This window comes from Cellulomonas sp. Leaf395, assembly GCF_001424125.1.
Lineage (GTDB): Bacteria > Actinomycetota > Actinomycetes > Actinomycetales > Cellulomonadaceae > Cellulomonas.
In genome coordinates, this window is record NZ_LMQI01000002.1 from 499921 (window position 1) to 514432 (window position 14512).

General features: G+C 67.6%; 13 protein-coding genes. 4 read left to right on the forward strand and 9 right to left on the reverse strand.

Annotation, left to right across the window (positions count from 1 at the left end):
• Nucleotides 1-4: 4 nt before the first annotated feature.
• Complete coding sequence (locus ASG23_RS19785) at nt 5-412, reverse strand: hypothetical protein (RefSeq protein ID WP_157465547.1); 408 nt, start codon at nt 410-412, stop codon at nt 5-7.
• Between the two features lie 48 nt (nt 413-460).
• On the reverse strand, nt 461-667 hold the full coding sequence (locus ASG23_RS06645) for a type II toxin-antitoxin system PemK/MazF family toxin (RefSeq protein WP_056021947.1): 207 nt from the start codon (nt 665-667) through the stop codon (nt 461-463).
• A 244-nt stretch (nt 668-911) separates the two neighbouring features.
• On the opposite strand from ASG23_RS06645, the gene ASG23_RS06650 reads away from it, so the two are divergent.
• Both ASG23_RS06650 and ASG23_RS06655 read left to right on the forward strand, forming a co-directional pair.
• The gene (locus ASG23_RS06650; protein WP_082515896.1) at nt 912-2366 is read left to right on the forward strand and encodes a vanadium-dependent haloperoxidase; all 1455 of its coding nucleotides are present in this window, start codon (nt 912-914) and stop codon (nt 2364-2366) included.
• A gap of 115 nt (nt 2367-2481) precedes the next feature.
• The gene (locus tag ASG23_RS06655) at nt 2482-3186 is read left to right on the forward strand and encodes an alpha/beta fold hydrolase (RefSeq protein ID WP_056021951.1); all 705 of its coding nucleotides are present in this window, start codon (nt 2482-2484) and stop codon (nt 3184-3186) included.
• Between the two features lie 182 nt (nt 3187-3368).
• Here the strand turns inward: ASG23_RS06655 and ASG23_RS06660 are convergent, their stop codons facing one another.
• The 4 genes from ASG23_RS06660 to ASG23_RS06675 all read right to left on the reverse strand — a co-directional run bounded on the left by ASG23_RS06660 (nt 3369) and on the right by ASG23_RS06675 (nt 7516).
• Nucleotides 3369-4511: an FAD-dependent oxidoreductase gene (locus ASG23_RS06660; RefSeq protein ID WP_162242667.1), complete on the reverse strand. Its 1143-nt coding sequence runs from the start codon at nt 4509-4511 to the stop codon at nt 3369-3371.
• Between the two features lie 1387 nt (nt 4512-5898).
• Nucleotides 5899-6285 carry a hypothetical protein gene (locus ASG23_RS06665; protein ID WP_056021957.1) on the reverse strand — a complete coding sequence of 129 codons (387 nt, stop codon included), beginning with the start codon at nt 6283-6285 and terminating at the stop codon, nt 5899-5901.
• A gap of 78 nt (nt 6286-6363) precedes the next feature.
• Nucleotides 6364-6639: a hypothetical protein gene (locus tag ASG23_RS06670; RefSeq protein ID WP_056021961.1), complete on the reverse strand. Its 276-nt coding sequence runs from the start codon at nt 6637-6639 to the stop codon at nt 6364-6366.
• A 370-nt stretch (nt 6640-7009) separates the two neighbouring features.
• A complete protein-coding gene (locus ASG23_RS06675; protein WP_056021965.1) occupies nt 7010-7516 on the reverse strand; it encodes a hypothetical protein in 507 nt (168 codons plus the stop codon).
• Nucleotides 7517-7776: 260 nt separating this feature from the next.
• Here ASG23_RS06675 and ASG23_RS06680 point away from each other — a divergent pair, with 260 nt between their 5' ends.
• Both ASG23_RS06680 and ASG23_RS06685 read left to right on the forward strand, forming a co-directional pair.
• Nucleotides 7777-8787, forward strand: coding sequence for a hypothetical protein (locus ASG23_RS06680; RefSeq protein WP_157465549.1), 1011 nt, complete (start codon nt 7777-7779; stop codon nt 8785-8787).
• A gap of 495 nt (nt 8788-9282) precedes the next feature.
• Nucleotides 9283-10077 (forward strand): endonuclease/exonuclease/phosphatase family protein, encoded by a 795-nt coding sequence (locus ASG23_RS06685; RefSeq protein WP_157465550.1) that lies wholly within the window; start codon nt 9283-9285, stop codon nt 10075-10077.
• 389 nt (nt 10078-10466) lie between these two features.
• Here ASG23_RS06685 and ASG23_RS19790 read toward each other — a convergent pair whose 3' ends face one another.
• From ASG23_RS19790 to ASG23_RS06700, 3 genes are all read right to left on the reverse strand, one after another.
• Nucleotides 10467-11588 carry a hypothetical protein gene (locus ASG23_RS19790; RefSeq protein WP_157465551.1) on the reverse strand — a complete coding sequence of 374 codons (1122 nt, stop codon included), beginning with the start codon at nt 11586-11588 and terminating at the stop codon, nt 10467-10469.
• An 822-nt stretch (nt 11589-12410) separates the two neighbouring features.
• Entirely contained in the window at nt 12411-13076 is a 666-nt protein-coding gene (locus ASG23_RS19450; RefSeq protein ID WP_082515901.1) for a type IV toxin-antitoxin system AbiEi family antitoxin, read from the reverse strand.
• Nucleotides 13077-13187: 111 nt separating this feature from the next.
• The gene (locus tag ASG23_RS06700; RefSeq protein WP_056021978.1) at nt 13188-13955 is read right to left on the reverse strand and encodes an SDR family NAD(P)-dependent oxidoreductase; all 768 of its coding nucleotides are present in this window, start codon (nt 13953-13955) and stop codon (nt 13188-13190) included.
• Between the last annotated feature and the right edge of the window lie 557 nt (nt 13956-14512).

Consider the following 14512-nt stretch of genomic DNA (forward strand, 5'->3'; position numbering starts at 1 on the left):
GCCCTCACCGCGCCGTCGGACCCTCCTCGCCGAAGCCGACCTCCCACAACTGCTCACCGACGACGTGCTGGACACTCGCACCGGCAGACGCCTGTGGACCGCTGCGGATGATCCGCAGGTCGACCGTCCCGTACTCACCGATGGTCACGTCGTCATATTTCCGACCGGGTACGACGACCAGGAGCCGATCCTCACGGCGGTCGACATCACTGACGGACGTGTGCTCTGGACGGCTGCGGGGCCTCCGGGCACCGTGGCGTTCTTCGAGATCGGCCGCCGCCTCATCGCCCTGCAGCAGGAGCAGATGACCCGCCTGGGCTGATGCACGCCGGCTGTACAAGAACGCCTGATCTGCAAGCTCGCGATCCGGAATGCGCCGCTTCTGATGGTCATCGAGCCGATCCGTCGACATGGTCAAACGGGCGGGTGGCCCACGCCGGTCGACGCGGCCGCCGCCCCACTAGAGATCGAGTGAACCTCTCAGCCCGCGGTCGATCTCCCGCATCAGCGCGAGCGGTGCATGCCCGGTCTGCTCGGCGAGATCGGTCTTGTTCAGCGTGACCACGGCGGCGACGTCCGCTACCGAGTCGCGCGGTAGTCCCGTGACCGCGGCCGGGAGGAACACGTTGCCAGGCATCGTCGCGAGGTCGGTGTTGGAGGTGAGCACCAGGTCAGAGCTCGTTCTCGCCTGGCCAGGTCGCACGGTTCGGAGCATGGGCCGGCAACTCCCGTCGCGCCGGATCGACGGATCTGAGCGACTCACGTCAAGATGCCCCCGTGGGGGTCTCCCGTAGTGCCTTGACGTGCTGCCGCGTCGGGCGTAGGAGTGGACCGCGGCCGCTGTCCTCGCCACCCGAAGGTAGATCCGGGCATCCAGCCTCTTGTCGCGGACAGTCTCCGTTGGAGGCCTCATGCGCCCACTCAGCCGTACCTGGCTCGCCTCGCTCACTCGCCATCCCCGGAGGCTCTCGACGGGGCTCGTGGCCGCTGCCGTCGCGGCGGCCGTGCTGGCAGCACCGGCAACCGCCGCGGTGGCGGTCGCGCCCTCGCCGAGCGCGCATCAGGTCCACGCACGCCACCCCTCGCCCAGCACCCCAGCCGGCTCCCCCAACGCGGTGATCGCCTGGAACGCGCATGCCGGCGCGGCCTCGGTCGCCGCGTGCTTCATCGGCGGCAACGGGCCCCAGGAAGCCCGGATGTACGCCATGATGCACATCGCCATCCACGACGCCGTGAATGCCATCGACCGCCAATCGCGGCCGTACGCCGCCGACCTGCACGCCCCACCAGAGACGTCCACGGACGCTGCCGTGGCGACGGCCGCACGTGACGTGCTCGTCCCCACCCTCGGCTCCTTCTCCCTCTTCCTCCCGGCCGACTGCCTGAACGCCGGCGTGGCCAGCGTGGAGGCCGACTACGCGGCCGCCCTGGCGGGCGTTCCGGATGGTGCCGCCAAGACGCAGGGCATCGCGCTCGGGCACCAAGCCGCGTCCGCGGTCCTCACCCTGAGGGCCGACGACGGCTACGACACGCCCCTGACCGACCCGAACTTCCAGGAAGGCACGGAGCCCGGCGAGTATCGCTACAACCCGGGCACGCCGTTCGCCTTCTACCCGCACCTCGGCGAGGACCTGCTCCCCTTCTCACTCAGGGACGGCACCCAGTTCCGGCCGCGCGGTCCGCTGTCGGTGACGAGCCCGAAGTACGCAGCCGACGTCAACGAGATCCAGCGCCTCGGTGGCGACGACGTGACGACCCCGAGCGACCGCACGGCCGACCAGACGCAGATCGCGCACTTCTGGGCCGAGAGCTCACCGCTCGCGTGGAGCCGCATCGCCAGGACCGTCGCGACGAGCCAGGGGCTCGACCTCTGGCAGAGCGCCCGGCTGTTCGCCCTGCTCAACACGGCGCTGACCGACGGCTACATCGGCACCTTCGAGGCCAAGTACCACTACCTCTTCTGGCGCCCGGTCACCGCGATCCAGCTGGCCGACACCGACGGCAACCCCGCCACCATCGCCGACCCGACCTGGACGCCGCTGCTGCCCACGCCGCCGATCCCCGACTACGACTCCGGACACGCGGTCGAAGGCGGAGCCGCTGCGCAAGTCCTGAAGCGGTTCTTCCACACCGACCGCATCTCGTTCACGAACTGCAGCTACACGCTGCCCAGCGGGCAGACGTGCGCGGACCCGGCGCCGACGCTGCGTAGCTTCAGCAGCTTCTCCCAGGCGGCACAGGAGAACGCCGTCTCACGCATCTACGTCGGCTTCCACTTCCGCGACGCGGTGGAAGTCGGCACCCACCACGGGGAGAAGATCGCGAACTGGACCGTGAACCACATCCTGCAGCCCACCCGCCGGTAGGACGACATCAGCGCAGCCCCATCGCCGCCTCGACAGTCGGATCGGACCCGTGCCCGCAGCACCTTCTGCACAGCCGTCGGCACTCCCCTCGGGCGTGGCGGCTCATGGGACAGCCGTGTTGGTCCACGGCGCATGGGGCAACCCGTCCGACTGGCTCTGGGTCCGGCGGCCGCTCGAGGCAGGGGGCATCCACGTCGTGGCACCGGACCTGCCATCCCATCAGTCAGCGACAGCCGGGCTCAAGGACGACAGCGAGGCGGTCCGCGCAGCGATCCGCGCCTGCGACCCTCCCGTCGTCGTCGTCGGCTGGTCCTACGGTGGCGACGTCATCACGGCGGCCGCCGACGCTGAGCCCGATGTCGCCGGCCTGGTCTACGTCAGTTCGGTCCCTCGCGATGAGGGCTTCGTCCAGGACGACGACTGGCTGAACGGCAACGAGCACCTGATCTGGTTTCCCGACGGCACGTACGCGCTCGACAATCGATGGTGGCTGGACGACGAGGCCGGAACGACCTTCCCTCCCGAGCTACGCGAAGTACTTCGTGACCATCCCCGGCGCCCCATCTCGCCGCACGCCATGGCGAACCGACAGGTGGGCTCCGCCTGGCGCGCCATCCCGGCGGTCGTGCTGATGGGGCACACCGACTACTTCCTCACCGAGTCGGACCTGACCTGGATGCGCACGCAGCCAGCCCTCGACGTGCGCATGCTCGACTGCGACCACTTCGTGCCGTTCCGTCAGCCGCGGGTCGTCGCCGACACAGTGCTCGAGCTGCTCGCCCGTTCCTCGGGGCTCTCCGCAGGCGCCGCGTCCAGATGATCCGGTCAGCCCTGAGCCGCGGCCCCGAAACTGGCTCCACTCAGGTTGCCAGCAGGCGGCGGTGCGGCCGGGGCGCGGTGACGAGCGCGAGCGAGGTGTCGATCCGAGCGGTGACCGAGGGCGATCCGCACATACGACCCCGACAGGGTCATGGCCCTCGGTGGCGTGCTGGCATGACCCCATCAGGGCAACGAACCCGACAACACGCTGCTCCACTTGCGCACCAGGGCCGTGTGCCCGGCGCCCGCCGCGCGAGCAGGGACGTGTCTCATCACGAACCCAGTCGCGCGGCCAGGCACCTGGTTCGGCCGCTCGGCGCCGGCAACCTGGGACATCCGGCGCACCCGAGGCACGCGATGGCTCTCGTAGCGTCGAACCGCGCGGACGACGTCCCCGTCTCCGCGCAGTGCCTCGCGCATCGTCCAGGCGTCGTCGAGCGCCTGGTTGGCGCCCTGCCCCGCCGTCGGCGGCACCGCGTGGGCGGCATCGCCCAGGAGCGTCGTCGGCCCTCGCCCCCACCGGTCAGGCACGTCGTGGGTGCGGTGCTCGAAGTGGTCGACCGTCTCGACCCGCTCCAGGATGTCGCGGACGGAGCTGGCGTAATCCCCGAACATCTCGCGGAGCCACCACGGATCGACCGTCCTCCAGCCCTGCGGCGGGACCCGGACGTCGAACCAGACCATCGTCTCGTTCGGGCCCAGCGGCATGATTCCGCAGAACCCGGCATGCCCGACGAAGGAGGCGCCCGACCGGTCGGAGACGATGCCCTGACGCAACCCGGTGATCACGGACTGCACGGTCATCCATCCGCTCGTGCGGGCGGGCTGCGCCGAGACCATGGACCGGCGCACCACCGACGAGGTGCCGTCCGCGCCGACGACGAGGTCGGCCTCCCGGGACGTGCCGTCGGACAGGACCGCAGTCGCGGACCCCTCGGTTGCCATCACCCCGGTGACCCCGGCATCGAACTCGACCACGCTGGCCGGGACGTGGTCCGCAAGTACGCGCAGGAGGTCCCGGCGAAGGATGTTGCGGACCGGGTAGCCCGTCCTGCGCGCCATCTCGGCGAAGTCGATCGTCATCAGCGGAGTTCCGTCGTGACGGTGCATCCGCATCGCGCTCACGGGGACACCAGTACCCGCGACATCGATCCCGAACGCATCCAGCGCCGCGACCCCGTTCGGGAAGAGGGTGAGAGCACCGCCGCTCTCCCGCAGGCCGCCCGCCTTCTCCAGCACCGAGACCCGCGCGTCGCTCGTGAGACCCGCGGCCAGGGCAAGGCCACCAATCCCGGCACCGACGACGAGGACCTGGCGAGCAGCCATCGGGACCGTCACCTCCGGCAGCACCAGGAAACCCCGAAGGGGAGATCTCCCCCGACACAGCGGAGTTCGGTTCGGGGTCTGCGATTGGACTGGCCGACTCATCGGAGGACCGGCCGATCTCCCCACTATGGACTGTCGCGAGCTCCCCGGACAACGGTTCCGTCCGTGGTGGACTGAATTGGCGATGCCTGCGTCGAACCAACGGTCCGGACGCACAGACGCCGTCGCGACAACATGCTCAGATATCTCGCAAGTGACATGCGGTGCGTACCGAAGCGAGCGCCTCGGCGGCGTTGACGCGCAGTCGTTTGATGGCCGAGTGATCGCCGCCAGGTCACTTCGTCCGGGACGTGGTCGAAGACCCAGTCGGCGGGCGCTTGTCCGGTCGGGCCCGAACGAGGTCAGTGCTGTGGAGGTGGCGGGAATCGAAAGCGTTAGGAGCCGTCGGAAACCGTTGGTCCGGCGCTGCCACCTGCAGGTTTGCTCTGGACCGCGTCGACCGATTCTTGGAGTTTCGGGCTCGTCCGTTGACAGGGTCAACACTGCCTTGAGCCGCCCCGTCGGGGCTTCCAACAAGCCTCTCAGCCGACGAATTTCGATCGCCGAGAGGGACTGCACGAAATCCCGGAGTAGTGATCCGGTCCCGCCTACGAACTCTCTTGCCGGAGGAGGCGACTAGGCGCCTTGGTTCTCAAGATAGTCCGGCATGCACCGCACGGTCTCACGCTCGGTCACTCAGTCAGGGTAGTCCAAGGGTCTCGCGCCACACGGAGGGCGTCAGCAGCCGCGACGCGCAGTTTCGTCTGGTGGTCGGGAGTGGGTTAGCCGGTGGACGACTCCGCCGCATCAGAATCGCGAGCTCCGGACCGGATGAGCGTAGGTCTCGGCCAAGTCGGCGGCATGGACGGCGCGCAACGCCCGACACGCTCATCGACGTCGGCGCACACGTAGGCGCCAGAGTGGAAGCCACGCCTGTTCAGGAATGCACGGAAGGAATACTTCGGTGGACCCTCGGCGGCTGCGTTTACGGCGGCGAATCCGTCGAGCCACTGCCCGCAGAGACCTCACCCAACGCGAGCCCGGCGGCGACGGGGCCGACCCGCGTCCTGTCCGTCCACGTGCGCGGACGACGCCTCTACTACCCAGCCCGCCTACCCCGCAGGCTCGCCATCGCCCGCTCCTGAACCGGCACCCCACCCAGCCTGAAAGCGTTCAACTCGATGGCGATCGACGTGACATCACCGATCTCTGTCGCGAATGCGCTTGGGCCCGCGTGAGGAGACCGTGCAGGCAGTTCGGCCCGGTGGGCTGCGGCATGTCGACCACCACGTCAGCTTCGAGCTGCGCTCGCCTCGGACGGCCACCAGTGCACCGACTGGCTTCTTCGTCAAGACAAGGTGTGGCCAATGAACGCAAACGCGCTTTTCAAGTCTCGCTTAGGACCACAAATCAGGATGCATTCACGCTCTCCGTCGTCGACGTCCTTCTTTGCGTACATCTCGACCCACGCATCAGGTTCGAACGCTTTCGTCTTCAGACGCGCTGAAGCCACACGCTTTTGCGTGATCTCGAGGACAACAGCCTCGTCCTCCTCTACGAGGATTGTCGGCACGCCCTGAAGCCTGAACCAGAACATGACGCCCCGCCAGGCGCCAGTGATTGCCGTGCGCCTGCTGTCTGGCAACGGACCTTGGGCCAAAAGGACGGGGATCATGGTGGCGGATCGGGCCGCCTCATAGGCGTCCAATTCGGCGTCGCTGGGCTCGTATGCCATCTGTTCGTTCCTTTCGGTCGGCTACGCGGGATCAGTTCGCTACATTTCTTCGGAAGTCAAACTCCCGGAAGCTTCTGCTCACGCGCCGCCTCGATAGCGCAGCGCCTCGGCGATGAGAACTTGCTTCCTACGCAAGTCCCGAAAGTAGGCGCGCTGAAGGCCGAAGGTCGCAGCGATCGCCAAAATGACGAGAACTAAGAACACCCACATGTACCAGGAGTCCTGGCCTCCGTCGCCAAGAAGGGGCAGGCCGGAACTGGCCGTCAACACCCAGATGCCAACCCACTTCATTCGGTTCCGAGCGAGCCGGGTATTGACCCTCTTGAGCTCCAACTCGAGCGCCTGCCCGTACATGTGGGAACGGTAGCAGCCGACATGTTGCCAGACCGGGGACTATCGAACTTGCACCGTGTTCCCTTGAAGTTCGTCAATGGCCCACCTGCGCCGCCGGGCGAAGCATGGGGAGCGACCCACACGTGTGCGCCCAACAAGACTGCGAACTCCCAGCACCTTGTCGTGCCGATAGCGGCTCCGACGGTCGGTCTCGAGCTCTTCGCGAAGTTCCGCGTGACCGTGCAGGTCGGGATCGGGCGCGCCCACCCATTGGGAGCACCATGAGCACCCTCGTCCGCAAGACCCGACCCCAAGAGGAACGGCGCGCGCAAACAGACCGGTTGGGCGTGCCCTGAGGCCGCCCTCGACCTGCCTCGGGACGACATCGGGCTCACCTCAAACACCGGTGCCACCTGGCGGGTGCCGTCTCGCCGACCCGCTCTACCGCGCCCGCAGGGCTCTGCACACCGGCGCGGACCTGCTCACCGAGCGCCAGCACCAGCGCCTGAGCGACCTGTTTGGCGTCGACGAGCGTCCAGGTCGAGGCGACCGGGGCATCTACCAACGCATGATCAGCGCCTACCGCGAACCCGACCGGAACCGCGGCAGGCAACTCATGAGCGCGCTCATCGAGTCGCTGCGCCGCGGCGTCCCGCCCGCACTGACCGAGCTGGTCACCCCCGGGCGGTCGCTCTGCGTGAACTCCTACGTGACGACGACAGCGCACGAGCGCGGTGTCGCGTCGGAACCGCGTCGTACGCCTGCCCTGCGTCATGGGAATCACGTGCCGGTACTCGTGGATGCGGTTGGGCGGTCGGTCGTCGAGGTGGTCGTCCCTGACTCGCCGCAGCCCGTGCTCTGGAGACACGACAGAGGCGATCGCCCCGAAGGTGGTCACCCTGTCGCACCGTTCGCCGTCAGGCGAAGCCCGGACTCACCAGGCGGCCTTGACCTTCACGGCGAGGTCGATCGCCGCCCGTTGCACCGCCGGATCCATCGCGATCTTGAGAACCTGCATCGCTACTACCTGGAACATCGTGTCTCCTCTTCGAGTGGGCGCGTGCCGCCGTGTCGCCGATACTACGCACATGGTGTTGGGATCTACAAGTGCACCACACGTAGATGGCTTCTCCATGGGCGAGGCACTATGCTCGCATCATGAGAACAGACGTCCTCGTGGTGCCTGTGTCGGTTCGTGATGTCGCCGGACGATCGACGCTCGTCGCACTCCAGACCGCCGCCGGCGGGTGGGCGAGAACGGCGCTCGAGAGCACCACTCCGCGCGCTGACGCAACGAAGCTCCTGGAGGGGCTGTTGCAGCCCGTCCCGAGCGAGCTACTGCCCCACCCGAGCCGGGCTCCGAAGCCAGTCGCGTTCGGGGACGGGGCGGATGGCACACCCCACGTTGGTTCGGATGCGGCACTCACGCTCGTGTATAGCGTCGCGGTGCCGATGGCGATGGCGGCCGAACTCGGGCCCTACTCCGATCGGTGGGTTCCGCTGCTCGAACCGGAACGCGCGCTTGAGGATGCGCGCAAGAAGGGGTCTGTGATGATCAGGAGCGCGCCCGACGCGCCACAGCTGGTCGAATCAATCCTCGACTTCTGGCGGCGGCAGCTAGAAGAGACGGCTAGCGCGCTGACTTTCCTCGCAGAGTATTGGACCATGTCACAACTGCGCGATGTCTACAGCGCGGTCTGGGGATACCAGCAAGACACCGCGGGGTTCGGAAGGTGGGCCGACCCCGATTCCAGCGAGGGCGCTTTTTTCGGGCTCGCGCACAAGTGCGATCCCGCCGAATTCGAGAAGATTCAGGCGAAGATGGCGGGGATGCTCGAACGCGCGAGCGATTCCATTGGCGGCAAGCACGGCAAAGCCAAGCCAGGAGCCCTCGCTCTACGAAAGTTGTTCGACGACGCGGTCACACGACCAGGTGGGAGTAAAGCCGTCGGCGTAAGCCTCGGCGGCCTCGCGGGAATGGCTCGTGCGAGCGCTATGCCGATTGCCGGGGGTTCTCTCGCTGTCGTCGCCGCCCGCGTCGCCTTCCAGCCCGACCGTCGCGGGCCGCAGCCGAAGTGGTACCAGTGCAGGTCAGAGAACAATGCCAACCAGCCGCTTCCCAACGGGAAGCTCTACACGACGCGTCCAGCCTGGATGAACACCCCCTGAGGCGCCAGGGTTCACGCCGACTCGAGCGGGTCTGCACCCACACTTGCCCACCGAGGATCAGTGGGCACAAAGTGGATCGGAACCCCCGCGGTGGTAGGCAACTCCCGGAATGAGGACAACCCCCAAACTTGGTCACTCTCAACGCTGTTCCCGATGGTGCGCTGGTCACATCACGACTCGTCGCATCCCGCGAGGCAGCACCTGCGAAGCTTGCGCGTCGAGAGACCTGAGGCTGGCACGGAGTCCCAAGCGGTTCTGGGTCTTACGTCATCGAGCTCGACCCGGACGGGCTGGGAGAGGTCGGTGCGCTATGTACGTCGGCGAGACGGCGACGACGCCGGAGGCGCGCTTTCGCCAAGCACAAGGCCGGTGTGAAGGCCGCCACGGTCGTCAAGCGTACGCGCCGGCATCTCGGGGCGTACGCTCGCGATCCGTGGGAGTCGTAGCGACCGCCGGACCAGCGTTCGATGCGCGGCGCCCTCTGGTGTGTTCTCGATGCGACTGATCTCCTGGAACGTGAACGGCCGTCGGGGCGCGACGCTCTTGGCACAGATCGCCGCGCTGGGCGGGCGTGGACCGGACATCATCGCGCTACAGGAACTCTGTGCCGAGAATCTGCCTGCGTGGGTTGACGGCTTGGCGGCGGCGGGCCTGCCGCACCTGCTCGACAGTTCCGACCAGCTCGCCGTCGCTGCTGCGAACGGACGCGAGTACCGGCGGACCTACTTCAACCTCATCGCGTCGCGCTGGCCGCTGCGCCGGCTCGCTCAGCTCCGGTTGGAGTTTCCTGAGCGCTACCTGGCGGCACAGGTCGACCGCGACCGCTTCCCGTTCGAGTTGCACGACGTGCACCTGCCTCCCGGGGCGTCGCGGGGGTTGGTGAAGGTCGAGATGTTCGAGGCCATACACAGCCTGCTGGCCACGTTCTGCGAGCGGCCGCGGATTCTCTGCGGCGACCTCAACACGCCGCGGGCTGAACGTGAGGACGGCACGGTCGAGTTCTGGGGCGCGAGCCACCCGGCCCACCGCGAACGCTGGGACGCCGCCGAGCGCAGCGTGATGCTCGGGCTCGCGGAGCACGACCTCCCCGACGTTTATCGTGCCCTCAACGGGTATTCGGCGGCCGAGGCCAGTTGGGTCGCGCTCCGTCGCGGCAGGCAGTGGGGCCGGCGCTATGACCACATCTTCGCTTCGAGCGCGTTGACCGCGACTGCGTGCCGGTATCTCCACGATTGGAGGGAACAGGGCCTGTCGGACCACTCCGCGATCGAAGCCGACCTCGCCGGATAGTGCGCGAGATCGACGGGCGTACCACTGCCGAGATGGGTTTCGCAGGGCCGGCCGCCTCAGCCCGGTAGCGCTGTGACCGCGCGAACGCCGGAGGCCCGGGCCATCGGGTCCGGGCCTTCGTCTGCGTAGCGGGGGCACCCGTGGCTCCGGTCTTTCGGCAAGTTGGCAGCCTGTTCTCGCAGGTCAGCGCAGTGTGACTGGGCACCTGCGCCGGCAAGTTCCCTCTGTCAGTGCGGCGCGTGCGATCGCCCGACGAACTGATCTGGATTTAACCCTGAGAAGCGCTCGGTACTCCACCCGATAACTGTCGAGCGCGCATGCACGCGGTCACCGTCGCCCACCCCGGCGCGCCCTCGTACGGTGCCGTCGGTGAACGACCCCTCGCATCGTCAGTACTTTGACGAGATTGGTCTCGGGTTGAGCGAGGCCAGTCGGACGCGAGCCTCCTCGCGGGCCCGTTCCTTCGCTCCTTCCGCTTCCGCGACACGACGACGGTTGCGTTCCGCCAAGGCGCTCGCAACAGCGCGCTTACGTTCCACCGAGGCCTTCGCCGCGGCACGCTTGTCTTCCGCAGCGGCTCGCCGAAGCTCCCGACTCTGCTCCTTCCGAACCTCCCTCGCCGCCGCGTCACTCAGGGCTCTCGCCTCGAAGGCTTGTTCGAACCGCCCGACGGACTCGGCGACCTCAGTGACGAGCTCGCGTTCCGAAGCATCGGCAAGTGCACCTCGTAGTTCCTCGACGAGTACATGTCGCTGGTCCTGCAGTCGACGGACACTAAGAATGCTTACGGCGACGTCCACTGCGACGTCCGGGGACTCCGCCCTTGCCAGGGCGATGTAGACGGATGCCAGGTCGGCAATCGCCTGCGGTCTACGGAATGCCCGCCCCTCTTGTGCCCCCAGCAGGCGCTTGAGTTGGTCCTCACGGACTCGGTCCATCCAATAGCGACGGTGCTCCGCGTCTCCGTCCGGCTCCCATCGGTAAATGTCTGCGTCATCAAGGCGGAAGCGAGGTCGTGAATTGTGCTCAGAGATCTTTTGGTGTACGGCTCGTCGCCGCATCGCCACTTCAAAGTCAGTCCGCTCGCGGCCGAGATTCAGTGTTTCCCTTCCCTGATGGCTCCGGAGCACGTCGGCGGCGTTTCGCGTTCGGTCCAGGGCCGGTTGCAATTCGCTCATCAGGCGCTCGATCAGCGAGGAGCGTTCGGTCGCGTGCGTCGGCAGGACCTCGCCGAGCATCCCCACGATGGTCGCAGCCGATGTAGGAGACACCGCCAGTCGAGCTTCGAGCATGGCGCACGTGCGGGCGACCAGTTCAAGGCATGCAGCATGATGACCGCAGTCCCAGGCGCGCATCACGGCGTGGCCGAAAGGCCCGTTGAAGTACGGCGCACCAGCGCTCCTGGGCGACGTCGGCGGCATTGCCCGGGCGTGGTCGACAGCGAGCGTCGCCAACGACCCATCGACGTCGACGTCGTCCAGCGCAACTTCGTACCGCTCTCGTCCGCTCATGCCGACTCCCATGCTCCCGACCTCGCTGATCTTCGGTGCCCGATGGCCGCGTCTATACCCGGCCGGTCCCCGCATCGGCTCGCACCGACACACATCGGCTCCAATCGACACCGACCTCGTGGGACTGAGCGATGCATCTATGCGCGCTTAGCGCCGCGCGCCCCACACCACAATCGCAATGGCGCCTGCGGCCCATGGTGTCAGTCTGGATCGAGCCTCCGCTTTTGAGCTTGACCCCGCGCTGGGTTGCGCCAGATTGGCCTGCCAGCTGGCAGAGCTCCTACGCCCGTTGCAGAGCCTCAAGTCTCCTCTCAACTCCGCAGACGTTGGACGAACTGCTCAAGCGGGAGCCGCGCCAGGTCGATCGACCGATGTGACATACGTTCCGCCAGCGGCCTATCTGGCCCCGACGACCGTGACCGCGCGGCGAGTCGGTGAGAGCCGATCTGAGGTGGTGCACCTCGATCCGAGTTGCGCACACATCCCGGCTGGCGCGAAGGTTCGCGGTCCAATGCTCCCCGGCGTCGCCAGGTTGCACGGCCGTCCGCTCTGTAGTTGTGCGGAGGCAATCAACCACGTCGAGTCCTGGTTCTCCACGGCGCTCCCCCGAAACTTCCATCGCCGCCGTTGACTTGACCTGCGGGCCGCACTCGGGATGCCGCGGCAGCCATGTACGCGACAGAGCGGTGCCGCCGTAGAAGATGAAGCGGTCCTGGGCTCGTCGCGATATCGACCCAAGAACGTGCGAGATCACGTGGTCACGCCGTACCTGCTCCAAGTCGACGCCGAAACGGTCGGCGACGTCGTAGATCGCCGACTCGGTCATTGCTGGACCTCACGCCGAACGCGCGCGAGCACCGGCTCCGCCACGGTTCGTCCCCGCTGCTTCGCTGCCAGCGCCGCGACCCGGTCCCAGTCGACGTTCCGCGCGAGCGCCAGCATCGCTGCGTGCTGGTCGGCCTTGTTGAGCGTGCGGTCGCGCGCGAGATCGACGAGGGTCTGCTCCGGCGTCGTGATCAGCGTGACCCCGAGCTCCGTCGCGACAGGCTGGGTGTCGACGGCGTCCATGTCACGGTGGACAAAATGGATGACCGCGTCGCGCCGGTCGGTAAGCGGCACATCGCGGTGGCGCCGTGGCGCGGCAACCGTGGCATGGCCACGCGCACGGGGTGCGGCCCCGAGAAGTCGGGCAGCGGTCATTCCCATCAGAACCGCGACGCGGTCGCCGAAGATTGCCGTGGCCACCGCGGCAGCCGCAGCCTCCAGCCCTGGCCGCCACCTCGCTTGGTCGGGCGCATCGTCTGGCACAGCGACGTACGTGCCGTAGGCAATCTTGTGGACCTCACCCTTCGCGGCACGGTCGCGCAAGACGGCCCGTGGATTGACGTAGTGCTGCTCGAGATCGGCCGGTCTGACAGTCCGCATCGGGCGCACAGCGAGGCGGGTCTTGTCGTGTCGGCCGTCCTCCCGCCTATCCACCTGAACCATGCTCAAAGTGTAGCCCGCGTCAATACACTCTGAACGAAATTGACCATACAGTCCGCGGCTCTTCGTTGCCGCGAACCCGACGGCTGGGGGTGGTCTTGGCCGTCACGACCTTCAGAACACGCTGTACCCGCCGTCGATGGTGAGCACAGAGCCTGTCATGAAGCTCGACGCGTCGCTCGCCAGGAAGACGATGGCCGGCCCGAGCTCGTTCGGCTCGCCGGCGCGCTGCTGAGGCGCGTCCTCGATCCAGTACCGCCGGAACTGCGGCTGGTCCACCGGCGCCATGTCGGTGTGCATGTAGCCCGGGGCGATCGCGTTGACGCGCACGTTCGCCGGCGCCCACTCGGCTGCCAGGCTGCGCGTGAGGTGGTGCACCGCCGCCTTCGACGCGTTGTAGGCGGGCTGCCATTGGGGCCGGTTGACGATCGACGCCGACATCGAGCCCACGTTGACGATCGAACCGCCGCCGGACTCGATCATGTGGCGCCCGAAGACCTGGCTAGCGATCCACAGCCCGTCGAGGTTGACGCTCATCACCTCGCGCCACTCCTCGTCGGTGACGTCGAGGGCGGGCTTGTGGATGCACGTCCCAGCGTTGTTGATGAGCACGTCTACCCGCCCGAAGGCCTCGGCGGTGCGGTCGAGCACCCGCTCCACGTCCGTCCGGACCGTGACGTCGCCGAGGACGGTGACGGAGCGGCCGCCGACGGCCGCCAGCTCCCGCTCCACCTCGGCTGCCGCGGCACCGTCGCGCCCGACGATCGCGACGTTCGCGCCCGCCTCGGCCAGCGCCCGGGCGAACGCCCTTCCCAGGCCGCGAGTGGAGCCTGTCACCACCGCCGTCCGGCCCTCCAGGCTGAAGCGGTCCATCACGGTCATCGCGCTCCTCCTCCGGCGTCGGGCCTGCGAACGGTGCGGATGCACGCTCTGCTGCCGCGGCCGACTCTGCCGGACACCGCTCACGAACGCCAGGAGAGACCCGCCCAGCGCTCGCCCGACGCCGGTGGCAGCCGCGGGCCTGCTGGCGCGCCGCGCAGGGCGCAGGGGGTGCAAGCCCGTCGAGCGACTGTTCCCCGACGTCTGGAGAACACCAGCTCGCCAACCGAGTCGTACTTGGGCGTTACGTCGGCATAGTCCAGCAATTGGTGTTCGTATCGCCTGGCCGTCCGCGACGTCGGCATCACAGTCGCTCTAGTCGACCATGCAGCGCGAGCTCCTGGACCGGCGCTCCTGGGCCAACCGCGAGGAGATCGCCTCGGCGATCTTCGAATGGATCGAAGGCTTCTACAACCCGCTCCGACGCCGAGCCGCTGCACGAAATCCCGGAGTAGTGATCCGGTCCCGCCTGCGGGAGGTTCCTCTTAGGTCGTTCGCGGGGCTCGCTGGTTCCAGCATAGGTCGTCGAGCATCCGACGTCGCCGGATGCATCTTGTCCG